Source organism: Achromobacter sp. ACRQX (assembly GCF_022346505.1).
In the GTDB taxonomy this organism is placed as follows: domain Bacteria; phylum Pseudomonadota; class Gammaproteobacteria; order Burkholderiales; family Burkholderiaceae_B; genus Achromobacter; species Achromobacter animicus.
Map to the genome: position 1 here is coordinate 49,686 of NZ_JAKRML010000028.1, position 23,884 is coordinate 73,569.

The following is a 23,884-nucleotide window of genomic DNA, read 5'->3' on the forward strand; positions in this document are numbered from 1 at the left end:
TTAGCGGTTGTTCTGCTGGATCTTCTGCTGCTTTTCGAGGCGGTTGTCGACGTACGCCTGCGCACGCAGTTGCTCGAGCCAGTCTTCAAAGGCCGGTTGGGCACGGCGCTCGAACAGCGTCTGGCGGGCGCGCATGCGGGCCAGATCGTCGGTCGCATCGTGATCGCGGCGTTCTTCGACCTCGATCAGGTGCCAACCGAACGGCGTCTGCACGGGTTGGCTGATTTCGCCAGGTTGCAGCGCGTTCATCGCGGCCTCGAACGTCGGCACGGTTTCACCCGGGTTCAGCCAGCCGAGTTCGCCGCCTTGCGGCGCGGTGGCGTCCTGCGAATACTGGCGCGCCATTTCCTCAAACTTGGCGCTGCCGTTCACCAGACGCTGGCGAACCTGCTCCAGGCGCTGGCGGGCCAGTTCATCGCTCATGACGGTCGACGTCTTGATCAGGATGTGGCGCGCGCGCGTTTGAACGACCTGCGTGGGACCCTGCGGCGCCTGCGCGCGCGCGGCCGGCTGCGGAGCCGGTTGCGGAGCGGCTTGGGGCGCCGGCGCGCGAGCCGTGCGGCTGGGCGCGGGCTGGGCGGTGCCGCGGTCCATCACCTTGATGATGTGGAAACCGTTGCCGCTCTGGATGAGCTGGCTGACCTGGCCCTTCTGCAGGTTGCTGATGGCCTTGACGAAGAGGTCGGGCCAGCCGTCCAGCGGACGCACGCCCATGACGCCGCCCTGCAGTGCCTCGGGACCGTCGGACGCCGCCGCGGCAAGGCTGGCGAAGTCGTCGCCGCGCTTGGCTTGCGCCAGCAGGCCTTCGGCCTTCTTGCGCAGCAGCGCCAATTGTTCCGGCGACGAGCCTTCGGGCACGCGCACCAGAATCTGCGCCAGCGCGTACAGCATGGGACCGGCGGGCGCGGCGGCCTGCTCGGGCGCGGGCTGCGGTTGCGCCTGGGGTTGCGGTTGCTGGGCCTGCGGGGGAGCCGCGCCGAAAGCCGGGTTGCGGCGTTGGTCCTTCAGGAAGGCGTCGACTTCAGCGTCGGAGATGACGATGGTCGAATCGACCGCGCGCTGACGCAGGCGATCCGAGCGTATCTCGTCACGCAGCGACTTGCGGTAACCGTCCCAGGACGTGCCGGCCTTCTCGAGCTCCTGGCGCAGTTGCGCCACGGTGATCTTGTTGCGCGCGGCGATGGCCTGGATGGCCGTATCGATCTGGGCGTCATCCACGCGGATGCCGAGGCGGTCGGCTTCGTGGCGCTGCACGCGTTCCATGATGAGACGCTGCAGCACCTGGTGTTGCAGCGTCTGGTCGTCCGGCACCTGGATGCCACGCGATTTGAGTTCGCCTGCGATGCGCTGGGAAGCGTCGCGCAGTTCGCGCAGCGTGATCACATCCTTGTCGACGATCGCGGCAATGCCGTCCACGAACTGCTCGCCCTTGGGCGCGGGCGCTTCCTTGTTCTGCGCAGCCGGAGCGGCCTTGGCGCTGTTCGCGCCGCGGGCGGTCTGCTCGGCCGCATGAGCGGCGGGCAAGCCGGCGCACAAGGCCAGCAGCAGCGCATTGCCGGAGAGGCGGCGCAAAGAGTGCAACCTACGCATCATTCATACCTTTCAAATGTGGTCCCGGCCTGCGCGGGCGGCGTGACGCGCGTGTAACCGGGGATACTTCTGTTCAGCAGGTTCATCGGGTCGGTTCCGAGGGAACCCAGGCCCGTGAGCTCAAGCTGGAAGAACAGCGCGGAGTTGGTGTCCGCCGCCGATACGGCGTAGCGCTGGTAGACCATGCGGCCCACCCAGCAGCAGTCGCCCTTGTACTCCAGGCCGGCAATGGCCTGCGTCACGCGGGGAGATTCCGTCGTGTTGGCCACCGTGCTGGACGGACCTGAACGCAAAGAGTAGTCCACCCGGCCCACGCCGTACCAGCGCTTGCTGAACGGCCACTGGACCGCCAGGCTGACCTGGTTCTGGCCTTGGGGCTGGTAGAGCACGCCTTGCTGCGGATCGCGCTGGTAACGGTACGCCAGGGCAACGGTGGTGAGACGCTGCGGCGACCAGCGCGCGCTCACGAGCCCGCGCGACCAGTTGTTGTCGTAGGGGTTGTATTGCGCTGCAAGGTCGGTGGACAGCGTATCGGTCAGAGCCGCGCTGGCGCCCACCAGGAAGTCGGAGCGCACGTTCTCGCGCGGCGTTTCGCCGGGCAGCGTGACTTCCTGGTCCTCGAAGTACAGACGTTGGGCGACGCCCAGCGACATGCGCTCGAAGCCGGTGTCGGCATCCAGCCAACGCGTGGTCAGCGCCGCGGTGAGCTGGTTGGCGTTGGCGATTCGGTCCCAGCCGCCGGTGTAGATGTTTTCCTCGAAGGCCTGCGAGAAGCTGAAATCGGCCAGCGACGTGTCGTAGACAGGAAGCGTGGACTGGTTGCGATACGGCACGCGCAGGTAATAAAGGCGCGGCTCGAGGGTCTGCGTGGAGTCCTTGCCAAACAGGGTGGTGTCCCGCTCGAAGATGAGGCCGGCGTCCACGGACATGATGGGGACAGTGCGCGACTGCGAGCGGGGCAGGCCCGCCGCCGAGCCGTTATTCAATCCGAGGGCGTCCACCCCATACCATTTGGTCTGGTAGTCGGTGTAATTGACGCCAACTTTGGGAGTGAAGAACCAGCCAGGCCGCACTATGGGATAAGACGCCGTCAAATACGTCTGGAGCCGGTCGCCGTCAGGGTAACGCTTGGCGGCGCCAAATTCCGGCATGCTGAAGCGTACGGCAGTCGAGGTCCAATCGACGTCGAAGCCGCCCCAATCGTAGCGAGCGCCCCGAAGATAGAGTTCAGGTTCCTTGTCGTACGGCGGCACCAGCGGAGCGTCCGGATCCTGCAGCGTCTGGTACTTATAAACCTGAGCGTAGGTGTTCCAGTAACCGGAGGCCCAGCCCACGCGGCCGCGCTGAGGCAGGTACGTTGTGGACGCCTGGTTCAGGCCGAGCTGGGAAATATCTCGAAAGTAGTTATCGTCGGAAACCCTGGCGATATCCCAATCCGCGTAAAAACCGCGGGAGAAGGTCTGCTGGTGGCGCCACCAATACATCCAACGATCTTCGCCTGTCACGTGATCGTCGGGCAAATACGTGCCGTTCAAAGTGCCCAGATAGCTCGACCCCAGATAGCGGAACTCGCCGCCCAGCTGGGTGCCGCGTTTGGAAAAGTAGCGCGGCTGCACCGTCAAGTCGTAGTTGGGCGCCAGGTTGAAGTAGTACGGGATCGAAATGTCGAAGCCGCCCTGGCTGGTCGTGCCGTACGTCGGAATCAGGAAGCCCGACTTGCGCTCGCGCTTGACCGGGAAGGTCATGTAAGGCGATGCGAGGATGGGCACGTCCTTGAAATACAGCACGCCGCCGCGGGCCACGCCTTCGTTTTCGTCGAAGTCGATATCGACCGAATTGGCCTTGATGTACCAGGACGGGTTTTCGCAAGGGCAGCCGCTGTACGTCACCGTGTGCAGCCGCATCTGCGACTTGCTGAAGATGTCCGCGTGGTCGGCGACGGCAAAGCCGCCCGTGGCGCCCAGCCAGAAGTTGGGTTTTTCGACTTCACCGGAATACCGGTCCACGTTGAACGTGGCGTTCGGGCCGGTCACCAGCGTGCCGTCGCGCATCATGCGGGCGTTGCCGCGCACGTCGACCTTGCCGGTGTCCTTGCGGTAATTGATCTCGTCGCCCTTGATCACGCCGTCGATGCGGCGCACCTGCGCGTTGCCGGACAGCGTGAGCTCGTAGTCGGGGTCGCCCGAAATGGTGTCCGCTTCCATGAAAGCGGGAATGCTCTCGTCGGGCAACCGGTGCATGCGCAGACCCGGAGACGTGCGCAGCTGGGGGGTTGACGTGACCGACGGCGCGGAAGCAGCGGTGCCCGGGCTACCTTGAGCCTGGGCGGCTCCGGCGGCGACGCTGACAACAGAGAGGATCAACCACGGAACCTTGCGCACGAATGAAAACAGCCCTTTTAGACCACGGGAGAGCCGGACAAAGGCGCCCACGGGGGGCCAATGCTGACGGAAATGAGCCGGTATTATAGAGAAGCCGCGAACAACGCCCAGCCTTATGTTCGCCAAATCGAAATTTCCGCAATTTTGCCCTTCTGACACGGATCTTCCTTGAAAAACGATCACGACCCCCGCTTGGCGCAGGTGCGCAACTGGCTGCAAGGCCTGCCCCCTGCCCTGAACCTGGCCGTGGAGACGCTGCGCCCCGCGTCGGCTGACGCAAGCTTTCGCCGGTACTTCAGGCTGGACGCCGGATCGCGCACCCTGATTGTCATGGACGCCCCGCCCCAGCACGAGGACTGCCGCCCCTTCCTGCACGTGGACAAGCTGCTGGCGGATGCCGGCCTGAACGTGCCGGCGGTGCTGGCGCAGGAACTGGACCAGGGCCTGCTCCTGCTGTCCGACCTGGGCGAACAAACCTACTATCAGCGCATCCAGGATGGTCTGGACGACACCCAGTTGCAGACGCTGTACCGCGAGGCGCTGGCCGCCCTGGTCAAGCTGCAAAAGGCCTCGACCGACGGCCTGGGCACCTACGACAGCGCGCGCTTGGCCGACGAGCTGAAACTGTTCCCCGAGTGGTACGTGCAGAAGCACCACGGCGTCACGCTGGACGACAAGACCGCCAATGCCCTGGAAAAGATCTTCACCCTGCTGTCGGCCAGCAACGGCGGGCAGCCCCACGTGCTGGTGCACCGCGATTTCCATTCGCCCAACCTGATGGTCTGCGACCAGCCGCAGTACGGCCCCAACCCGGGGGTCATCGACTTCCAGGATGCGCTGGCCGGCCCCATCACCTACGACCTGGCGTCACTGGTGACCGACGCCCGGACCACCTGGGAAGAACCGCAACAGCTCGACTGGGCGATCCGCTACTGGGAAATGGCGCGCGCGGCCGGCCTGCCCGTCGACGCCGATTTCGCCGAATTCCACCGCGCCTATGAATGGATGGGCCTGCAGCGCAACCTGCGGATCCTGGGTGTCTTCGCGCGCCTGAACCACCGCGACGGCAAGGCGCACTACCTGGCGCACATGCCGCGCGTGAACGGTTATGTCCGCCAGGTGGCGCAGCGCTACGGCGTCTTCACGCCGCTCCTGCGCCTGCTGGATCGCCTGGACGACCGCCAGGTCAGCGTCGGATACACGTTCTGATGCGCGCCATGATCCTCGCCGCGGGCCGCGGCGAACGCATGCGCCCGCTGACCGACCGCCTGCCCAAGCCCATGCTGCCGGTGGGCGGCAAGCCGCTGATCGTCTGGCACCTGAAACGCCTGGCCGCGGCCGGTATCCGCGACATCGTCATCAACCATGCCTGGCTTGGCCTCGAGATCGAACGCGGGCTGGGCGATGGCGCCGCGCATGGCGTGTGCATCCGCTATTCGGCCGAAGCCACCGCGCTGGAAACGGCCGGCGGCATTGCGCAGGCGCTCCCCCTCTTGGGCGACGACCCTTTCCTCGTCATCAACGGCGACATCTGGTGCGACTGGGATCCGGCCGCCGCGCAAGACGCCGCGAGCCTTGTGGCGCGGGCCGGCGCCTGGCTGCTTTTGGTGGACAACCCCGCGCATCATCCTGCCGGCGACTTCGTCCTGACGGCTGATGGGCGTGTGCTGGCCCACGGCGAGCCGCGTTTGACCTTTGCCGGCGTGGGCGTCTACCATCCTTCGTTGTTCGCGGACGTCCCGCGCGGCGAAGCAGCGCCGCTGGCGCCGCTGCTCAGGCAGGCGATGGGCCAGGACCAGGTGCACGGCGCCCGGCATGCGGGCCGATGGACGGATGTCGGCACCCCGCAGCGGCTTGCCGACCTGGACGCGGAACTGGCTGACACGGCTGCCTGACTCGGGCAGCCTGACACCCACATATTTCACAATATCAAGGTGCGCAACGAGGCTTGTCTGCGCACCATCGCCCCCGGCTAACGGGGTATTCTCTGACGCTTTGGCATGCGCGCGCCGCTTGCCCACAGGCATAAACACAGGAAGTTTTCTAGGAATGGGGATGTTTGGAAGATCGCAACGGGCCACGTTCAAGCCCTCCGTATACCAGCCGGGGCAACGCACGCGCCGCATGCCGCGCTGGCTCGTCCTGCTGATGGTTGGCATTGCGCTTGGCGCGGGCGGTGTGCTCTTCCTGCAAACCAATTACGGCCCGCAACGCCTGACCGTCGAACAATCCGAACAGCTGCACAGCGAGCTCAGCGCCTCCAACATGGAGCGCCAGCGCCTGCAGACCCAGCTTGAAGAAGCCACCCAGCAGCGCGACGCCAACAAGGCCGGCCACGAAAAGCTGACCACCGACCTGGCGGAATCCCGCGCCAAGATCGAAACGCTGAACAAGGAACTGGTGCTGTTCCAGGACGCCATGCCGCCCGATCCTCGCGGCGGCAACATCGGCATCCGATCGGCCAGCTTCAAGCGCGCCCCCGGCCTGCTGGACTATCAGGTGCTGGTGATGCGCGAAGACCGCACGGGCGCGCCCTTCAAGGGCACGCTGACCTTCGCCATCGAAGGCTCCTACCCCAACGGCCGCGCCGCCACCGTGACGCCGGAAGGCCCCGCGCTTACGGTCGACCGCTACGACTACGCGCTGGGCCAGCTCAAGCTGCCCGACGGGTTCACCGCACGGGTCGTGGTGCTGCGTGTGCTGGACCCCAACCAGAAACAGCAGGCGATGCGCATCTACAACGTACGCAACTGAAGCGTGCGCAACTAAAAGCATGTGCCACTGAAGGCCCCTTTCCCGGCCTGACCTGGCCCCCAAAACCCGCCCCTCGGCGGGTTTTTTATCGTCTTCAAAATTTGGTTGCGTGCGCAACATACCAGGAATATAGTTGCGCAAACAACCAAATTCTGGAGACGGCATGACGCTCCCTTCGCATGTTCCCGTGCTGATCGCCGGCGGCGGTCCGGTCGGTCTGACCCTGGCCGCCCTGCTCGCCGAGTACGGCATTGCCTCGCTCACCATCGAGGCCGATGAAGGCTACTGCAGCGGCAGCCGCGCCATCTGCATGTCGCGCCGGTCGCAGGAAATCCTGGGCTGGATCGGCGCCGACCGGCCGCTGATCGACACCGGTCTGGCCTGGACAGGCGGGCGCAGCTATTACCGCGACCGCGAAGTCCTGCACTTCCAGATGCCGCACGATCCCCTGCAGCGGTATGCCCCGATGGTGAACATCCAGCAGTACTACGTGGAGGAATTCGCGCACCAGGCCATGCAGCGCCATCCCGGCCTCGCCACCCTCGCCTGGTCAGCACGCGTCACTGCCGTGCAGCCCGGTCCCGACGGCGTATCGGTCGAGGTGGAGGCGGGCGGCGCCCGTTACACGGTACGCGCCGACTGGCTCGTCGCCTGCGACGGCGGCCGCAGCACCGTCCGCGAATCCATGGGCCTGAAGCTCGAAGGCATGCAGTACGAAGGCCGCTACGTCATCGTCGATATCGAACAGGAATCGCAACGGCCCGTCGAGCGCCTAGCCTGGTTCGATCCCCCATCCAATCCCGGCTCCACGCTGCTGATGCACCGCCAGCCCGGCAACATCTGGCGCGTCGATTACCAGATCCGCGACGACGAAGACCCCGACGAGGCCGTCAAGCCGGAAAACGTGCTGCCGCGCGTGCAAAGCCATCTGGACATGATTGGCGAGACCGCGCCCTGGAAGCCGCTCTGGATCTCCATCTACAACGCCAAGTGCCTGACGCTGGACCGCTACCGCCACGGCCGCGTGCTGTTCGCGGGCGACGCAGGCCACCTCGTGCCGATCTTCGGCGTGCGCGGCCTGAATTCCGGGCTGGACGACGCCGGCAACCTGGCCTGGAAGCTGGCGTGGGTGCTGAAGGGCCAGTCGCCCGACACCCTGCTGGACAGCTACAGCATCGAGCGCGTCCATGCCACGCGGCAGAACCTGGCCTATGGCGCCAAAAGCACGGAATTCATGGCGCCGCCGGATTTCGGCTTCCGGCTCATGCGCGACGCCGCGCTGCGCCTGGCCCTGGTGGACGACGGCGTGCGGTCGCTCATCAATCCGCGCCAGTCCGCACCTATCTCCTATGACACCTCGCCGCTGAACCGCGAGGACCGTGCGCCCGAAGCCGGCCCCGCCGCCGCGCCCGGACAGCCCGCGCCCGACGTGCTGCTGCAAGACGGCGAATCCCCGCAGTACCTGACCGCCAGCTTTGGCGCGGGCTTCGTCGCGCTGGCCATTGCGCCCGATGCGGCGCTGTCGGCGGCGTTGGACACACTGGCCGCCGACACGCAAGACGCGCCCCAGCCACTGCGGGTGCTGCGGGCAGGCGAAGGCGGACTGGGCGACCCGCACGGCCAGCTTGCCGCGCGTTACGGCAATCAGGCAGGCGCGGTCTACCTGCTCCGTCCGGACGGTTACGTGCTGGGCCGCTGGATCGCGCCCGCCGCCGCTGAACTGCGCGCCGCGCTGGCGCCCTACTACCCCTCGCTGCACGTGAACGCCACCCCGAAAGGCCAAGCATGAACAACGAATCTCTGGATCAGGTCTACACCAGCATGGCGCAGGCGCTGACGCGCGTCGGCGAATCACGCGCGCCGCTCTTTCTGTCGATACTTGGCTTGTCGCTGCTGAGCCGCCTGCCTTCCACGCAAGACGCGCTGGCCCTGCTGGCGCAGGCCGAAGCCGCCAGCCTCGAGGACGGCGCTATGGCAAACTATCCGGCCTCATCTTCCGCGGGCGCAGATCCCGCCCGCCCGACGTGAAAACGCCCCCTCTGGAACGATTCCTGACTTACCGCCTGCACGTGCTCAACAAGATCACGGACCGGGACACGAATCGGGCTTACTTGAAGGATTGCGACATTCCTCTGGGCGAGGCGCGGTGCCTGGCCGCCATCGGCCGGTTTGCGCCGCTCTCGGTCAATGACCTGGCGCGCGCTGCCAACCTGAACAAGGGCCAGGCCAGCCGATCCGCGCAGGCACTGGTGGATCGCGGGCTGGTGGAAAAAACGGTGTCGGCGTCAGACGGACGCGGCGTCGTGCTGGCGCCAACCGCCGAGGGCCTGACGCACTACCGGCGCATCATCGACCTCATCGCGCACCGCAACAAAGAGATCTTCGGCTGCCTGACCGCCGAAGAACAGCGGCAGTTCGGCGATATGCTGGACCGCCTGATCGGCCATCTGCAAGCCGAGGCCGGCGACGCCGCGGACTGAGAGCGGCGGCAGCGTCCTTCAGGGCTGTGCTTTCGGCGCCGTCGCGCCCGCGTGCTCGGCGGCTTCGTCCATGAACTGCGCCATCCGCACGTCCAGCTCGGTCACGCCGCCGGCGTCATGCGTGGTCAGCGTGACGTCCACGCGGTTGTAGACATTGGTCCATTCGGGGTGATGGTTCAGCTTTTCCGCGAACATCGCCACCCGCGCCATGAAACCGAACGCGGCATTGAAATTGGGAAAGCGGTAGCGCTTTTCGATGGCATCGCGCCCGGCCACGGCCTGCCAGCCGGTGAGCGCGGCGATCGCGATATCGGTGCCGATGCGGGCGGGGGGGAAATCGCTCATGACAGACTCCGTAAAGAAAGGCGGCGGCGCATCGCGCCAGCCGCCTGTCAGCAAATGACGCGCCCGCGTTTATTGCTGGACCGCGTACAGGTAGATCTCTACGCGCCGGTTCAGCGCGCGCCCTTCGGCGGTCGCATTGTCGCCGATCGGGTCGTTCGGACCGCGGCCTTCCACCGTCAGACGCGTGCCGGCCACGCCCTGTTTGGCCAGATAATCCGTCACGCTCTTGGCGCGGTTCACCGACAGCGTCTGGTTATGCGCCAGCGCACCGGTGCTGTCGGTATGGCCGACCACCTTGGCCCGCAGTTCAGGATGCTGATTCAGCGAACGCGCCACGCTGTCCAGCACCGGCAGCAACGCCGGCTTGAGCTGCGTCTTGTCCGTATCGAACGACACGCCGCTCGGGATGTTGACCTTCAGGCTGCCGTCGGGCATTTCGACGACGTCGATGCCGAGCGATGACGCGCCGGACTTCTGCACGTCATCCTTCACGACCTTCCAGTTGTAGCCCACCAGGCCGCCCGCCACCGCGCCGATGCCGGCCCCGATCGCAGCGCCCTTGCCGTGCCCGATCAGCGCGCCGATGCCCGCGCCCAACGCCGCGCCCGCGCCCGTACCGACAGCGGTATTCGTTTGCTGTTGCGTCGCGCAACCGGCCATCAAGGCACCCGCCGCCACAATCACGGCGATACGGTTGAGTGTTCTTCTTGAATTCATGGCAACCTCCACTGTCCATCCATCCAGATGCCGGATCATTCCGGCGTGGATCATGCTAGCAAGGGGAAATGGGGCGCCGGGCAACATTTTGTACGCGGCCAACGCTAAGATGGCGCTTCCGATGGAGAAACCCATGTCCGTGGCGCGCACCTACTTTTTCAACAGGATGGCCGGCGACGAACTCGCCCGCTTGTGCGACGCAAAAGCGGATTTCTTCCTTGAAAACGTCGACGACCTGGAACTCGCCGTCACCCGTCTCCATGCCTTGTGCCGCGACGCAGGCATGAGCAGCGCGGTGGTGCGTGCCCCGCTCAATCCCGCGCCCGGAATCGGCGATCTGGTATCGGCAGCCGTGCCATTGCTTGGGCTGATCTGGACCGCCAAGACGGTGGGCTCCGCGGTTCATCCTCAAGCCGACGTGAGCTTGCGCCTGACGTCGAACACGTCGATCAGCGTCGTGTTCTCGGATTCGGCCCGTGTGCCGACGCTCCGGTAGGCCACGCCGTCGCGGGCCATCAGCGGTGCGATCACCCGCGCCGGCCAAACACCATCGCCAGCCCGAACAACGCCCCCAGCCCGCCCACGATGGCCAGCGACACCGATGGCTCGCGCAAGTTCAGCGCCATGATGGCCGATCCCGCGCCCAGGGCGGTGATTGCCAAGCCGACCAGACGCCCCGCCGTGGACCCATAGAAATGCGTGCGGCGCGCCGCCTGCGTGCCTGCAGGCTGGCGCTTCTGCCACGCCGTCAATGCCTGTTCGAATTCGCGCAGCAGGCGCTCGCGCCTGGGCAAGTCCGCCGCGCTGACCAGCAGGGTCGGCAGACCGGGGCGGACCAGTTTCAGATAATCGTCCGTGCCCCAACTAACCAGATCTTTGAAGGCAACGGGTTTGCGGCGTGAAAACTCCAGCCCTTCGGCGGTCACCTTCACGTCATTGCGCGTGGGAAATCCCCTGAACGCCACCAGCGGCGGCACGAACAGGCCCAACACGGCAAGCACGGCAGCCAGCCCGATCGGCCCGCGGTTGAAGACCACGAGCATAAAGTTGCCTGCCGCCAGCGCGAACGCCAGGGGCACCGACAACTGGTGCCATCGCGTATAGACCGACACCGGGATCCGTTCGTTGCTGTTCATGCGTGCGCCTTGTCAGTTAGTCGCTCTTACAAGATTTGAACCGCCGGGGCCCATGGGCACCGAGCGGATGTCGGGCATGCGATCCGGGTCGGGCCAGTATTCGACCTTCAGGATCGCTTCATTGAAAATATCGTCATCGACCAGCACCTCCGTGCGCAGCACCCCGCGGCCGCTGCTCACATTGAACTGAACCGACTCGTCCCAAGGCTTGGCGGTGAACTCGATGGATTGGCTGCGATCCTTGCGTATCCAGCGCCAGGCATCCGCCCACCCGGGGCGGGAGGTCATATTGTCGACGTAGTTGTCCACACGGTCGGCCCAGGTCTCCTCGCGCGGGCGCCCCTGCACCCATTGCATATCGGATGGTCCACGCGGCAGCAGATCCGGGTCCGTCGCGCGCGGGGATCCCTTGCTTGCCACGATGACGCTGATGCCCGGTCCGACGAGCTTCAGGATGTATGCGTAATCGCTGTGTTCGGTATAGCCCGGCATCACCACGTCCAGCACCAGACGATCGCGGCCAAAGATTTCCCCCTGCTTAAAGCCCTTCCACTCCAGCATCACGCGCACGCCGAACACCGCCCAGTTGAAATCCTCAAGTTCCTCTTCCCGGGTCGAATAGAGTTCGCGATCCTTCACGTCCGAGAACTGCGCGGAGCGCATGCAGCAACGCGTGAACCAGACTTCCAGTTCGCTTTCCTTGGCGCTGTCGCCCCAGAATTTGAAGTACAACCCGGCAGCCAGAAGGCACAGGCCCAGCGCAATCCATCCCCACACGGGAATGCCCAACAGCACCGTGCCGCCGCTGGTAAGGCCGACCATCGCGCTGCCAAAGCCCCCCGCGCCCGCCACCACCCCGGCCGTGCTGAATGCGCCGCCCAACGAAACCAGGGCGGTGGCCACGCCGGTCAACCCGGACAACAGCAGGAACACGGATGAGGTGGCATAGGCGTTGCCCGCCTCGTAGTTCTTCACATCGTACTGGTCGATCGCATTCAGCGCGTTGTTGGCGCCGTCGACGAACGTGGCCGCTGCCGCAAACACGGCGCCGGCCGTCCGCACCGCAGTCAGGCGCATGTTCAATTTCAGGTTCATCGTGAAGGCGGTGTTGGCGCCCACGCGTGCACCGATCGCGCCCGCGGTCACTTCGATCGCGACGCTGCCCACGCCCAACACCCCCGACGTGATGCCGAACCATGCCTTGCGCGCGGCCTTGGCGTCCTGCACGACCTGCGCGTTGCGCAAGTCCGAGACCGACGCATACAGCGCCACCAGCGTCAGCACGCCAGTCGCCCCCGCATTCGCGCCGTCCTTGGACTTTGCCCACTTGACCAGGCCCGCCAGCGGCGACATGGTCGGTGCGGGCAGCGCCAGCACGGGCGCGGGCGCCGGTAGCGCAAGCGCCGGCGATGGGCCGCCGCCGGGACGGGGCGGCGCCGCCGCCGCGGCGTTCAACTGCGCATCCACTTCCTCGGGAATGATGTAGTTGAGCGTGACCGGCGTGGAGCGTTCGGCCTGCGTGCCCATCCAGCCGGACTGCATCTGCTTGCTCGCACCGAGGCCCTCGCTGCTGCCCGCGCCCACCGTCACCGTCGCCGGGTTCGGTTCCCAGACAATCTGGTGCATGTCCGCGATCATCCGCGGCAAGGTGGTCGTATGCGTGCGCACGGCCATCACGACGTTCATCCGCGCCGACATCGTCAGCGTGACGCGCGCCGCAACGCGTTCGGCGATGGGGTCGCCCGCCAGGGTCAGCCGCAGCAGCTGCGTCGCCATGAACCGGCCGATCGCCGCGCCAGCCACCCGCATCGGCGGCAACTGGCCTTTGGCCGCCCGCGCCTTGATCCAGTCGTTGTAGCTCTTGATCATCCTGCGGACATTGGAGACCTGCTTGGAGATCACCTTGCCCTTGGCCTCGCGGTCCAGGAAACCCAGCAGCTCGCCGTCGTTCGCCGCCAGCGCGCGCCAGATCGCCGCATAGGTGCTGTCGCTGTCCTCGTCCTTGAGCGAATCGTCGATGACCTTGTGTTCGCTTTCGATCGCGCCCGCGCCATCCACGCACAGCGCCATGTCCTCTTCCAGCCGCTCGCCGGCCGCGGCGTCCTTGGGCGAATAGGCCTTGAGCGCCAGCCAGAACGCTTCGCGGCCATACCACCACGCCCAATCCTTGCCCGCCCCTTCGATCTTCTCGCGCATGCGGTCGATGGCGACCTTGTTGTCGCTGAGCGTCTTGGCGACCTTGCCGGTATCGACACGTTCGCGCAGGCGCCGGATCTCGTCGCCCGTGTTGCCCATCTGCTTCTGCAGGCCGTCGATGATCTGCGCGACGCCCACCTCGCGCATGCGCGTGGGGTCCAGATGGTGTTCGGCCAGCTCGCCCATGCATTTGTTGCGCCACGTCGCCACGTCGGCCAGGATGCCGACGGGGTCGCGCAGCGCGAGCACGATGCCGCCCTTGGGCGTCATCTGCCGCATCTTGGCCGCAACGGCCGCGCCCTGCCCGCCGAACACGTTGACGGCCGGGGACAGCGTATTGCTGAACAGCGTGGCGGCGCCGGCCGCGTCGCGGAACTCGATCGAGTGCTTGGCCAGATTGGCGCCGTCCTCGGCCACGCGGTAGCCGGTCTCGGGCTTGGGATACCCGCCGCCCCACACCGCCTTGGCGTCCAGCTCCACCATGATCTTCTTGCGCCAGCGTTCGTCGCGGGTCAGATCGCGGCGGATGTCGCGCGTCCACCATACGCGCGAATACCCCACCCACACCGTGCGCGACGCGTTGGCCGGCGCCTCCACATTGATCAGCGTGGATTCCAGGCCGTGACCCTCGCGCGTGCACGTGAACGTGGGCTGTTCGGACGGACGGTTGTCGTCGTCGACCGGCACTTCCTTCATCTGGCCCGTCGCCGTCGCCGCGAACGCGCGCCAACCGTAGCTGCGGCGCGGATCCCAGATGTAGACGTAGCCGGCGGTGATGGCGCGCAGCATGTAGGCGCCCTGGCGCATGGTCTCGTAGTACAGCTCCGGATCCATGTACACGCCGTCGGGCAGGTCGTTCTTGCCGCCCGGCACATAGGCGATCCGCATGGGCAGGATGGGCAGGCCCGGCCGGCCGCAGAACTTGCCCTTGCAGGGCAGCGCGTCGTAGTCAGTCGTCATGCTTGCAGATCCTCCCGCGCCTGCGCCTCGTGCGCAAACGCCTGCCAATCCTCGTCGTCCATGCCCTCGGCGGCGCGATACAGGCGGCCGCCTTCCTCGCGCACTTCGCGCAGCAACGCCAGGAACGATGGCGCGCATTCCAGCGGCGCGTCCAGTCGCACGCGCCAGGCCGCGAACAGCGCCGCGTCCTCGTCATCGGCGATGCCGCACGCCGCGGCGGCATCCAGCGCGCGCCGTACCGCCTCCAGCGCCGGCGTCTCATAACGCAGCCCTTGCGCGTTCAGCCGTTGCAGGACGGCGTTGACGCGGCCCAGCCGCGCCAGACGCGGCCAATCGGGCGTGACGGTCTGCATCGGGCCGCGCGCGTCCGGCAGCGTCTGCCACTGGCCGAACCCGTCCACGCTCATCCACGTGACGCCCTCGATCCAGGAGGCCGGCGCCGTGCCCGCGTACAGCTCGCTCTGGAACTGCGTGGTGCGCGGGTCCCAGAACCGCAGGATGCGCACGCGCCCCTGCGCATCGCGCAGGCGCGCGCGCAGCACCAGGCGCTGCGCGACCTCGGCCAGCGGCAGATTGGTGGCCAGCCATGCCGACATCGAGCGCGGCCGTTTGGCCGCCGGCGCCGGACGCACGGCCTCGTCCACCGCCAGCCGCAGGCTGCGGTTGATCAGACGTTCGTGCCGCACTTCATCCGGCACCTCGGCCAGATACAAGGGCGGCGCGCTTGCCCCTTGTGAAATCAGGTCGACCTCGCAGCGCCGCAGGCCGGCCGAAGCAATGTCCTGGCCCAGCGGATCGGCCAGCGTCGAATCGCACAACAGCAGCACGCGGCGGTCGGCGCGCGCGTCCAGCACCGCGCGCAGGCCCGCAATGGCGTGCTCGACGCGGGCCTCGGCGGCGGGCGTCCAATACTCGGGCTGGCGGGTCGTCATGTCCAACGTCATGTCCATCGTCATGCCGCCAGCGCGCCGCTGCCGGCCGCGTCTTCTAGCGCCGCGGCGCAGCCTTCCATGTCGCCCTGCGGCGGCTGCGCGGGTCCGGCGCCGCTTTGCGGTCCCACCCAGTTGTGCACACCTGCCTTCAGTTCCACCTTGCCGGGCGCATGCAGCTGGATGCCGCCACCCTCGATCCGCATGTACGCGCCCGCGGCCGTCGCCAGCACCTTCTTGGACGCATTGACGTCCACCGCGCCCTGCGCCGACGCCAGCGTCACCGCCTTTTCCGCCGCCAGCCGCATGCGCGCCTTCTGACTCTGGAGCCGCAGCTTTCCACCGGCGGCGTGCAGGCGGATGCCTTGCTCTTGCACCGCCCTTCCGCTGCCGCCCAGTCCCTTGGTAAAGAGCGCGACGCCCTGCGCCACGCACATCGCCAGATTCGCGCCCGCCGCCCAGTTCACGTCCGGGGCAATCTGGCACAGCGTGGCGCCGGCCACCGTGTACGCGTTATGCGGCGTGTATTGCCCGATTCCGCTGGGCGCGCTGACCTGGACGTGCGGCTGGGTGTAGGCCGGCACGCGGTGTTCTGCGTCGGACTTGGTGCCTTCGATGATCTCGCGCACTGCATTCAGCTCGTTCAGCGCCCGCGGCTTGTCGTTGTCGCCGGGCAACAGGGCCTCCTGGCGGCCGGCCGTTGCGGACAGCTCGGCGGCCTGCTCGATGGACTTTTCCATTTGCTGGATGGCCTCTTCGCTGTCCAGCAGGCCGCCCGTTGCGTCCTCGCGCTTGTGGGCGCTGATGAGCAGGCCTTCCCCCGCCCGCAGCGCCAGCGCCTCGGCCGTCGCCAGCTCGGCGCCATGGCCCAGGTCCGACAGCCGCTCGTTGTCGCGCTGCTGCTTCAGGTGCCCCAGGTTCAATCGCGATTCGGCCTGCGTGGTCGAGGCCGTCAACCGCGACTGGCCCGGCGTGTCGTCCTGCACGAGCTGGTTGTAGCCGCCCATGCCCTGTCCGCTGGACGCCAGCGCCTGGGTCTTGAAGCCCGACATCACCACGTTGTGCGCGTGCCCCGCTTCACTGCCCGCGAACCAGGCGGGCGCATTCCCGGTCGCCTTGGCCGCGCCGCCCTGCACCTGGTTGTTCGCGGCGTTTTCCGTGCCCGCGCCGTTGTACAGCGCGCCCACGACGACAGGCCGATCGATATCGCCATGCAGGAACTGCACCAGCACCTCCTGTCCCAGCCGGGGAACGAAATGCCCGCCCCAATCCGATCCGGCGACGGGCTCGGCCACACGCACCCAGGTGCCCAGCGCCTCGCTGGCGGGCGCATTGTCCTCGCCGGCCGGATGGTCCTGCCGGCTGCTCGACGCGCTGCCGCGCTGCCAGTGGAACTGGATCTTGATGCGATGATCGCGGTCGGTGTGCACCGAGTCGCCGGCGCCCACCACCAGCGCAGTCTGCGCGCCGTGCACGGTGGGGCGCGGATGCAGACGCGCGCCGTGGCCGTCGCGTGTGCTGGGCCGGTACTCCAGCGTGGCGGCAATGGCCTCGAAGCGATTGCGATAGAAGTCCGCCGCCTCGCCCTCCGCCTTTTCCACAGCCCCGCCGCCCGCCGCGCCCAGCGCCTGCGCCACGGCCTGCCCGAAGCTTTCGTCGAAGTTGTTGCGCGCTTCGTGACGGATGCCGATGACCACGAAGTCCGCCCCTGCGCCTTGCGAGGGCCCCCAATGGCCGGTCAACGTGAAGCGCTGCCCCGGCGCCAGGGTGCGCACGGTGCCTTCGCCCTCGAACAACGACTGGCGAACGCGCTGCGCGGCCAGCGCGTTGTGCGCCAGCCGCTCGCCCTGCGCGCTGTCTTCGTACAGATACTGCCCGGGGTAATCCGAGTCGGCCAGTTCCAGCGCATTGGCGAACTTGTCTTCGACCTGGGCGCTGACCTTGCGCGCCTGCATGGCGCGATAGTCCCAGGTGGCCAGCCGCACGGCATTGGTGCGCCATGCGCGGTGCTGCCGCCAGGCCTGGATGGAGTCCTGTTCCTCGGTCGCATCGGCGCGCTGGAAGGAAACGCTGTCCTGCGGGCCGGTCTCGAATGCGCCGTTGTGATCGGCGATCACGATCGTATGCGTACCGGGTTCCCCGTCGCCGCCTTCATGTTCGACCCAATAGAACAGCCCCTCTTCCGCCAGCAGACGCTCCACGAACGCGAAGTCGGTTTCGCGATACTGAATCGTCAGGCTGCGCTTGGCGTAAGCATCGCGATCCTTCACTTCCCAGCGCCATTGGGGCGCAAGCGCACCCTGGCCCTTGTAGTCGCCAAACACGCTGTCGACGATGTCGATCACCGACAGATCCTGAAACGCAAAACTGTCGCGCCGCTGGCGCAGCAGCGCCAGCCATGGCTCGATGCGCAGGCGGTAGCGCGCAAAGCCGCCATTGGCGCCCTCGAAGCGCGCCTCGGTCACCACGCCGCACCACACGCGGTGTTCGTCCCGGCCCAAGGCGGTCTGCAGCTTGACCTGCGCGGACTGGCCGATCAGCGACTTCAGCGGGATGTGGGCATCACCGGACAGCGCGTCCACGTCCAGCACGAAGCCGCCGCCGCTCAACTGCTCCCGGCCCTGCAGCCGCTCGGCCAGCAAGGTGTCCGGACCCAGCGGCGTGGCCAGGTCCAACAGGCGATCGGCCTGCGTAAAGCCTGCGCCCAGCGGGCCGGCGGCAGCGGATTCAAGGGCCATGTCTGCGTCTCCCTCGTCAGCTCATCCGGAACCGGAACTCGCCGTTCTTGCCCGCGGTCACGCGGATCTTGGCGATGGCCTCACCCTGCGACATGCGGCCAAGCACCTGCTCGGCGATCTCCGGCAGCAGCGCGCCGTTCAAAATATGGTCCACATTGCGCGCGCCCGTGTCGACCTCGGTGCAGCGGGCCAGCACGGCTTCCACCAATCCGTCGTCCCAGTCGAACGCCGCGCGGTGCGTGGCCTGGACGCGGCGCGCGATGCGGCCGAGCTTCAGGCCAATGATGTGCGCCAGCGCGTCGTCGTCCACCGGGTAGTACGGAATCGTCTTCATGCGGCCCAGGAACGCCGGCTTGAACGCCTTGTACAACTGCGGCGCCAGCAGTTCCGCCAACTGCTCCGGCGACGGGCGCTCACTGGCCGGCTTGTTCAGGCAGGCCTGCATGATGGTGCTGGACCCCACGTTGGACGTCAGGATGATGAGCGTGTTGCGAAAGTCGATCTCCCGCCCTTCCGCATCGTCCATCACACCCTTGTCGAACACCTGGAAGAACAGTTCCAGCACATCGGGATGGGCCTTTTCTATCTCGTCCAGCAGCACCACGCTGTAGGGCTGGCGCCGCACCGCCTCGGTCAGCACGCCGCCCTCGCCGTAGCCGACATATCCGGGCGGCGAGCCCTTCAGTCCGGAAATGCTGTGGGCCTCCTGGTACTCGCTCATGTTGATCGTGACCAGCTTGCGCTCGCCGCCATAAAGAATGTCGGCCAGCGCCAGCGCCGTCTCGGTCTTGCCCACGCCCGACGGGCCCACGAACAGGAATACGCCCTTGGGCTTGTCCGGATCTTCCAGCCCGGCGCGGGCCGTGCGCACACGCTGCGCGATGGCATGCAGCGCGTGGTCCTGGCCGATGACGCGCTCGGCCAGCATGGGCTGCAATTGCAGCACGGTGCGGATCTCGTCGTTCACCATGCGGCCCAGCGGAATGCCGGTCCAGGCGGAAATGATCTCGGCCACGATCTGGGCGTCCACGCAGGCGGGCACCAGCGGCTGCTCGCCTTGCAAGGCGCGCAGCTCGTCCATCAGCCCGGCCAGACGCTGCTGCTCGGGCGTAAGCGGCGCGGGCGCCGGCTTGCGGCGTCCGGAGGCCGGCGCGGCGGATGGCGCAGCAGCCGCATCCCCGCTCGGCCCTTCCTGCCCCTGGGCTTCGAGTTCGGCGCGCAAGGCCTGGATCCTGTCGACGAGCGCCATCTCGGCCGCGTGACGCCCTTCCGCCTCGGCTAGCGCCGCTTCCACGCTGGCGATCTCCGCGTCCAGTTCCGCCAGCCGCGCCTGCGGCGCCCCCGTGGCGGCCTCGCGGCGCAGGGCCTCCCGTTCGGTGCGCAGCCGCGTCAGGCGATGGCGCGCATCGTCGATCAGCGCCGGCGTGGCGCTGCGGCCCAGCGCCACGCGCGCGCAGGCGGTGTCGAGCACGCTGACGGCCTTGTCCGGCAACTGGCGGCCCGTGATGTAGCGATGCGACAGCCGCGCGGCCGCAACAATGGCCTCGTCCAGGACGCGCACACCGAAGTGGCGTTCCATCAGCGGCGCCATGCCACGCAGCATTGACGCCGCCAGCGCCTCGTCCGGCTCCTCGACCTTGACGACCTGGAAGCGCCGCGCCAGCGCAGCGTCCTTCTCGAAGTACTTCTTGTATTCGCTCCAGGTCGTGGCGGCGATGGTGCGCAGCTCGCCCCGCGCCAGGGCGGGCTTGAGCAGATTGGCGGCATCGTTCTGCCCCGCCTGCCCGCCCGCGCCGATCATCGTGTGCGCCTCGTCGATGAAAAGAATGATGGGCGACGGGCTCTTCTTGACCTCGTCGATCACGTTCTTCAGGCGGTTCTCAAATTCGCCTTTCACGCTGGCCCCGGCTTGCAGCAGGCCCATGTCCAGCACGCGCAACGTGACGCCGGCCAAGGCGGGCGGCACGTCGTCCGCGACAATGCGCAGCGCCAGCCCCTCGACCACTGCAGTCTTGCCCACGCCCGCCTCGCCGGTCAGGATGGGATTGTTCTGCCGCCGGCGCGTCAGGATGTCGATCATCTGGCGGATCTCGGCATCCCGCCCGATGACCGGATCGATCTTGCCTTCCCGCGCACGCTCGGTGAGATTGGTCGTGTACTGGTCCAGCGCGGGCGTCTGCGACAAGCCCGGCGCGGGCTGCCCGGGCGCTTCTTGCCCACCCGCGTCATCGGCCAAGCCCACCGCCTGCCCCGTCTCCTCCGACCCTTGCGTCAGGGCGGCGAAATCGTGTTTCAGTTCGTCCAGCCGGAACGATTCGAACAGCGGCGAGCCCCGGCGCGCCAGTTGCGCCAGGTCCGGCTCCGTCAGCAACGCCAGCAGCAGATGCCCGGAACGGATCCGCGTGGTCTGCGTATCCAGCGACGCGATCAGCCACGCGTGTTCGAACAGCTTGGGCAGATGCGCCGAAAACACGGGCGTACGCGTATTCCCATTCTTGAACCGGTCGATCTCCGCCTTCAGATCGGCTTCCAGCGCATCAGCCTGGATGTGGCAACGCCGAGCAATGATGCTCACGTCGCTGGCCGGCTTTTCCAGCAGCGCCAGGAACAGATGCTCGAGATCCACCTCATAGTGGCCCTGTGCCATGCACAGGCTGGCCGCGCGCTCGGCGGCCTGGCGGCAGGTCTGATTCAACTTCCCGATCAACGTCTTCAGCGGAGTGGCCATGAGTCTTTAGCTTGTCTTCGGTTCAATGGATGGTGTGCAGTTCATAACTGGCGTCGTCGCGGTCCTCAGTGGCCGGGCCGGTGCACAGGAACGAATTCCAGCCCAGGCGCACGTCGCCGCCCTCGCCGAGCTGGCAAGGCATGACGCTCTCGCGCGCCAGCACCAGCCTCACTTCGTATTCGAAAGTCATGCCGCCGAACATCGTCAACAGCTTTTCCAGCGCCTGCGCGCGCTCGCCACCCGGCAGGAAATCGGCGAAGGCCTGGCGCGGCAGCGGGCCGATCCACAACCGGATGCGCAGGTCGCGCTGCCAGATGCGATCGCCCGCCAGGGCGGACACGCCGAGTACCGCGCCCGGCTGTCCCAATCGGGTACGGTTCTGCGGCGGCACGTCATACCAGCGCCCCACGAACTGCTCCACGCGCAGAGGCACGCCGAAGTAGTCCTGCAACACGCGCTGCAGCATCGGCGCCGAAACAGGCCGCTGGCGCGCGGCCGCCGCGTAATGCGCCACGGACTCGTCGAACACTTTGCCCGCGCCGCTGTGCAACCGGTCGCGTAGCGCCGGGTGACCGATCCCACCCAGCGCCAGCAACAGCGGCAGAAAGTGATGGTCCTGTTCGGTTTCGTGCCGCAGCGGCATGCGGTACTTCTTCCACGCGGCGTAGAACAGCGCCGCCGCCCGGTTCGAGAAAATATCGAAAAAGGCGCGCGCGCCGCGGTCGCGCCGCAGGCTCTCCCGGTTTGCCAGCATCTCGGAATAATGCAGCGGCAGCGCCCCCTGCCCGCCAAGCAGACCAAAGAATGCCGGTGTCACTTCCACACGGCCCAACCGTCCCTCGGCAATGGCAGCCTGGCGCGCCGCCTCGTCGGCCAATGCCTCGCCATCCTTGTCATACGCCACCGCATCGACGACTTCGCTGGGCGGGAACGCCAGCCCGGGGGCATTGGGAAAGCGCAGGTGCACGGGAACCGTATGGCGCGTCGCGCCGCGTTCCTGCCGCGCGAAGCACTGCTCGAGCAGACGTACGGCCTGGAAAAACTTGAAGCGCTGCGGCTCTGCCAGCAGCGCGTCCATCACGCTAGGATGGCGTCGCCGTTGCATGGGGGGCATCGTAGTAATTCCTCTGCGCCGCGGCGCGACAACACGACCAATTGCACAAAGCTGTTGGCGTGCACGTACAGGCCAAAGAAGCGGTTGATGACGGCAACGAAGGTATGCAGGCTCGTGCCCACGAAGTGATCTTCATTGACGGTCAGGCGGATCTCGATCCCGCGCACGAATGTGGCGAAAGGCTCGCCCGGCATCCAGTGCGTGGCCGGTTTGTAGTCCAGGCCGATCAGTCCTTCGATCTGACGCGCGGCGACCGCCGACCCGGACAGGTCGTAAAGGCGCAGCGTTTCCTTCAAGGCGGGCAGGCCGCTCTGCACGAGGGACAGATGGTTCAGCGCCAGATGCGAAATCAACCGCCAGTGGGCGGCGCGCCCCTGCTGGAAACGGTGCGAATGCGTCGGCCGGCGCAGCATCCGGATGCTGCGCGCCACCGTGCCGCCTTCCAGGAACAGGTCGCCGCCCGACTGGCCCACCGCGATGCTCGCCGGCAGGTCGCGATTGGTGCACGTCAGGTCCAGGCTCAGGGTTTCGGTCTGCGGCACCGAGGGATCGAAATCGATGTCGACGATGGAAATCTCGGTCTCGTACCCCGGGCTGCGTTGCGCCATCGACGCATCGCGCCGCATGGTCCAGTAGTGGCCGGCAGACTCCGGCGATTCGCCGTGATGCAGCGAGTAGAACGGCCGGAAGTCCACCACCGTATCGTTCTGGGCGTTCTGCCGCACCTGACGCACGCGATCGATGGAATAGACCTCGTATCCGTACGCGCGACGCGCATCGGCCACCACCGGATACGACGCCGCGGCGTGCGTCACGCGGATCGGATCGGCGCGCTGCGCAAACAGGTTCACCACCGGCGTGCAGCCCAGCCGCAGGTTGTCCGCCGATGTCGATTCGAGCAGACGCGCCGTGTTGGAATCGGCGCGCACCCCGCTGACCGGCACATGCAGCGTAAATTGCCGCACGGCGCCCAGATGGGGACGCAGCGCGCTCAGGTCGATATCGACGAAATTGAATTTTTCGGCGAACACGAAGTATTCGGCCAGCAGGCGGTACGCCGGGTGCGAGCTGGCGGGAAAGTCGATCAGCGCATCTTCCTCGGCCAGCCCGACCTGCGCCAGCGGAATCGTGGCCAGGCGGTCCCACCGTCCCGGCTGCTGCTCGACATAGGCAGCAGCCGCGCGCAGGAACAGGGCGTCGCGCAGCGCCGCCACGAACGACGGTTCGCCGTGCAGATAGACACGCAGCCGGTCGACGCCCGGCATGCCGAAGTGCTGGTTCTCGCCCAGGCAGCCCAGCGTAATGGAGAAGCGGCCCGTGACGCCGGCCGGCAGCTTGGCCGTGGCCGGCGCATTGGCGCTGGACTCGAACGCCGCGCGCCGGACCTCGATGGGGGCCAGCGTGACGTCATAGGCGGTGCGGAAGCGGCACGCCACCCCGCGTACCGGATGGGATTTCAGTTCGGTGCCTCGCCCGATGCGCACGGGTGCGGTCAATTGCGCGCCCGCGCCGCCCAAGTCGAACTGCGCCACGCTGCACGAAGGAAACGGCCGCAGATAATGCGGATACATCACCTCGAACAGCGCTTCGGTGAATTCGGGGTAATCGTCGTCCAGCTTCTTGTTGATGCGCGCGCTCAGCAATGCGAACGACTCGATCATGCGTTCGACGTGCGGATCCTCGCAGGTCTCGCCCGACAGCCCCAGCCGCGCGGCGATCTTCGGGTAACGCTCGGCAAAGTCGCGCGACGAGGTGCGCAAGAAGCCAAGTTCGCGCTCGTAATAGGGCAGCAATTCTTCCATTGATGTCTTCCTGT

Annotated in this window: 18 protein-coding genes; 7 read left to right on the forward strand and 11 right to left on the reverse strand. The window is 66.9% G+C overall.

What is annotated here, in order from left to right; all coding sequences use genetic code 11:
- Positions 1-1,593 carry a peptidylprolyl isomerase gene (locus tag MHZ91_RS21780; RefSeq protein WP_175123314.1) on the reverse strand — a complete coding sequence of 531 codons (1,593 nt, stop codon included), beginning with the start codon at positions 1,591-1,593 and terminating at the stop codon, positions 1-3.
- A complete protein-coding gene (locus MHZ91_RS21785; RefSeq protein ID WP_239215665.1) occupies positions 1,590-3,971 on the reverse strand; it encodes an LPS-assembly protein LptD in 2,382 nt (793 codons plus the stop codon). Before MHZ91_RS21785 ends, MHZ91_RS21780 begins: the two co-directional genes overlap by 4 nt.
- A gap of 168 nt (positions 3,972-4,139) precedes the next feature.
- On the opposite strand from MHZ91_RS21785, the gene MHZ91_RS21790 reads away from it, so the two are divergent.
- The 6 genes from MHZ91_RS21790 to MHZ91_RS21815 all read left to right on the forward strand — a co-directional run bounded on the left by MHZ91_RS21790 (position 4,140) and on the right by MHZ91_RS21815 (position 9,205).
- Positions 4,140-5,180: an aminoglycoside phosphotransferase family protein gene (locus MHZ91_RS21790; RefSeq protein WP_239215667.1), complete on the forward strand. Its 1,041-nt coding sequence runs from the start codon at positions 4,140-4,142 to the stop codon at positions 5,178-5,180.
- The gene (gene murU / locus MHZ91_RS21795) at positions 5,180-5,866 is read left to right on the forward strand and encodes an N-acetylmuramate alpha-1-phosphate uridylyltransferase MurU (protein ID WP_239215669.1); all 687 of its coding nucleotides are present in this window, start codon (positions 5,180-5,182) and stop codon (positions 5,864-5,866) included. The genes MHZ91_RS21790 and murU overlap by 1 nt, the downstream gene beginning before the upstream one ends.
- Before the next feature lie 160 nt (positions 5,867-6,026).
- Positions 6,027-6,725, forward strand: a complete 699-nt coding sequence (locus tag MHZ91_RS21800; protein WP_175123318.1) for a DUF6776 family protein — start codon at positions 6,027-6,029, stop codon at positions 6,723-6,725.
- Between the two features lie 163 nt (positions 6,726-6,888).
- Positions 6,889-8,514 carry an FAD-dependent oxidoreductase gene (locus tag MHZ91_RS21805; protein WP_239215671.1) on the forward strand — a complete coding sequence of 542 codons (1,626 nt, stop codon included), beginning with the start codon at positions 6,889-6,891 and terminating at the stop codon, positions 8,512-8,514.
- A complete protein-coding gene (locus MHZ91_RS21810) occupies positions 8,511-8,753 on the forward strand; it encodes a hypothetical protein (protein ID WP_175123320.1) in 243 nt (80 codons plus the stop codon). Before MHZ91_RS21805 ends, MHZ91_RS21810 begins: the two co-directional genes overlap by 4 nt.
- Positions 8,750-9,205 carry a MarR family winged helix-turn-helix transcriptional regulator gene (locus MHZ91_RS21815; protein ID WP_175185947.1) on the forward strand — a complete coding sequence of 152 codons (456 nt, stop codon included), beginning with the start codon at positions 8,750-8,752 and terminating at the stop codon, positions 9,203-9,205. The genes MHZ91_RS21810 and MHZ91_RS21815 overlap by 4 nt, the downstream gene beginning before the upstream one ends.
- A gap of 18 nt (positions 9,206-9,223) precedes the next feature.
- On the opposite strand, the gene MHZ91_RS21820 is transcribed toward MHZ91_RS21815, so the two are convergent.
- Both MHZ91_RS21820 and MHZ91_RS21825 read right to left on the reverse strand, forming a co-directional pair.
- Positions 9,224-9,550 (reverse strand): 4a-hydroxytetrahydrobiopterin dehydratase, encoded by a 327-nt coding sequence (locus tag MHZ91_RS21820; RefSeq protein ID WP_175123322.1) that lies wholly within the window; start codon positions 9,548-9,550, stop codon positions 9,224-9,226.
- 69 nt (positions 9,551-9,619) lie between these two features.
- Entirely contained in the window at positions 9,620-10,267 is a 648-nt protein-coding gene (locus MHZ91_RS21825) for an OmpA family protein (RefSeq protein ID WP_175123323.1), read from the reverse strand.
- A gap of 133 nt (positions 10,268-10,400) precedes the next feature.
- On the opposite strand from MHZ91_RS21825, the gene MHZ91_RS21830 reads away from it, so the two are divergent.
- Positions 10,401-10,763: a hypothetical protein gene (locus MHZ91_RS21830; RefSeq protein ID WP_239215673.1), complete on the forward strand. Its 363-nt coding sequence runs from the start codon at positions 10,401-10,403 to the stop codon at positions 10,761-10,763.
- Positions 10,764-10,794: 31 nt separating this feature from the next.
- Here the strand turns inward: MHZ91_RS21830 and MHZ91_RS21835 are convergent, their stop codons facing one another.
- Genes MHZ91_RS21835 through tssF form a run of 7 tightly spaced genes read right to left on the reverse strand, consistent with a single transcriptional unit; the run spans position 10,795 to position 23,870 of the window.
- A complete protein-coding gene (locus MHZ91_RS21835) occupies positions 10,795-11,403 on the reverse strand; it encodes a hypothetical protein (protein ID WP_175123325.1) in 609 nt (202 codons plus the stop codon).
- Positions 11,404-11,415: 12 nt separating this feature from the next.
- Positions 11,416-14,559, reverse strand: a complete 3,144-nt coding sequence (locus tag MHZ91_RS21840; RefSeq protein ID WP_175123326.1) for a T6SS effector BTH_I2691 family protein — start codon at positions 14,557-14,559, stop codon at positions 11,416-11,418.
- On the reverse strand, positions 14,556-15,515 hold the full coding sequence (locus MHZ91_RS21845; protein ID WP_239215676.1) for a DUF4123 domain-containing protein: 960 nt from the start codon (positions 15,513-15,515) through the stop codon (positions 14,556-14,558). Before MHZ91_RS21845 ends, MHZ91_RS21840 begins: the two co-directional genes overlap by 4 nt.
- Positions 15,512-18,226, reverse strand: a complete 2,715-nt coding sequence (locus MHZ91_RS21850; RefSeq protein WP_239215677.1) for a type VI secretion system Vgr family protein — start codon at positions 18,224-18,226, stop codon at positions 15,512-15,514. Before MHZ91_RS21850 ends, MHZ91_RS21845 begins: the two co-directional genes overlap by 4 nt.
- Positions 18,227-18,242: 16 nt before the next feature.
- Complete coding sequence (tssH, locus tag MHZ91_RS21855; RefSeq protein ID WP_239215678.1) at positions 18,243-20,954, reverse strand: type VI secretion system ATPase TssH; 2,712 nt, start codon at positions 20,952-20,954, stop codon at positions 18,243-18,245.
- A gap of 22 nt (positions 20,955-20,976) precedes the next feature.
- Entirely contained in the window at positions 20,977-22,068 is a 1,092-nt protein-coding gene (tssG, locus tag MHZ91_RS21860; protein ID WP_175138886.1) for a type VI secretion system baseplate subunit TssG, read from the reverse strand.
- Positions 22,032-23,870 (reverse strand): type VI secretion system baseplate subunit TssF, encoded by a 1,839-nt coding sequence (tssF, locus tag MHZ91_RS21865; protein ID WP_239215679.1) that lies wholly within the window; start codon positions 23,868-23,870, stop codon positions 22,032-22,034. Before tssF ends, tssG begins: the two co-directional genes overlap by 37 nt.
- Positions 23,871-23,884 lie beyond the last annotated feature (14 nt).

Coding starts and splice junctions, on each gene's coding strand:
- MHZ91_RS21800 (WP_175123318.1), top strand. CDS start 6,027: ATGTTTGGAAGATCGCAACGGGCCACGTTCAAGCCCTCCGTATACCAG.
- MHZ91_RS21820 (WP_175123322.1), bottom strand. CDS start 9,550: ATGAGCGATTTCCCCCCCGCCCGCATCGGCACCGATATCGCGATCGCC.
- MHZ91_RS21810 (WP_175123320.1), top strand. CDS start 8,511: ATGAACAACGAATCTCTGGATCAGGTCTACACCAGCATGGCGCAGGCG.
- tssF (WP_239215679.1), bottom strand. CDS start 23,870: ATGGAAGAATTGCTGCCCTATTACGAGCGCGAACTTGGCTTCTTGCGC.
- tssH (WP_239215678.1), bottom strand. CDS start 20,954: ATGGCCACTCCGCTGAAGACGTTGATCGGGAAGTTGAATCAGACCTGC.
- MHZ91_RS21835 (WP_175123325.1), bottom strand. CDS start 11,403: ATGAACAGCAACGAACGGATCCCGGTGTCGGTCTATACGCGATGGCAC.
- MHZ91_RS21830 (WP_239215673.1), top strand. CDS start 10,401: ATGTCCGTGGCGCGCACCTACTTTTTCAACAGGATGGCCGGCGACGAA.
- MHZ91_RS21850 (WP_239215677.1), bottom strand. CDS start 18,226: ATGGCCCTTGAATCCGCTGCCGCCGGCCCGCTGGGCGCAGGCTTTACG.
- MHZ91_RS21780 (WP_175123314.1), bottom strand. CDS start 1,593: ATGATGCGTAGGTTGCACTCTTTGCGCCGCCTCTCCGGCAATGCGCTG.
- murU (WP_239215669.1), top strand. CDS start 5,180: ATGCGCGCCATGATCCTCGCCGCGGGCCGCGGCGAACGCATGCGCCCG.
- MHZ91_RS21825 (WP_175123323.1), bottom strand. CDS start 10,267: ATGAATTCAAGAAGAACACTCAACCGTATCGCCGTGATTGTGGCGGCG.
- MHZ91_RS21845 (WP_239215676.1), bottom strand. CDS start 15,515: ATGACGATGGACATGACGTTGGACATGACGACCCGCCAGCCCGAGTAT.
- MHZ91_RS21840 (WP_175123326.1), bottom strand. CDS start 14,559: ATGACGACTGACTACGACGCGCTGCCCTGCAAGGGCAAGTTCTGCGGC.
- tssG (WP_175138886.1), bottom strand. CDS start 22,068: ATGCCCCCCATGCAACGGCGACGCCATCCTAGCGTGATGGACGCGCTG.
- MHZ91_RS21805 (WP_239215671.1), top strand. CDS start 6,889: ATGACGCTCCCTTCGCATGTTCCCGTGCTGATCGCCGGCGGCGGTCCG.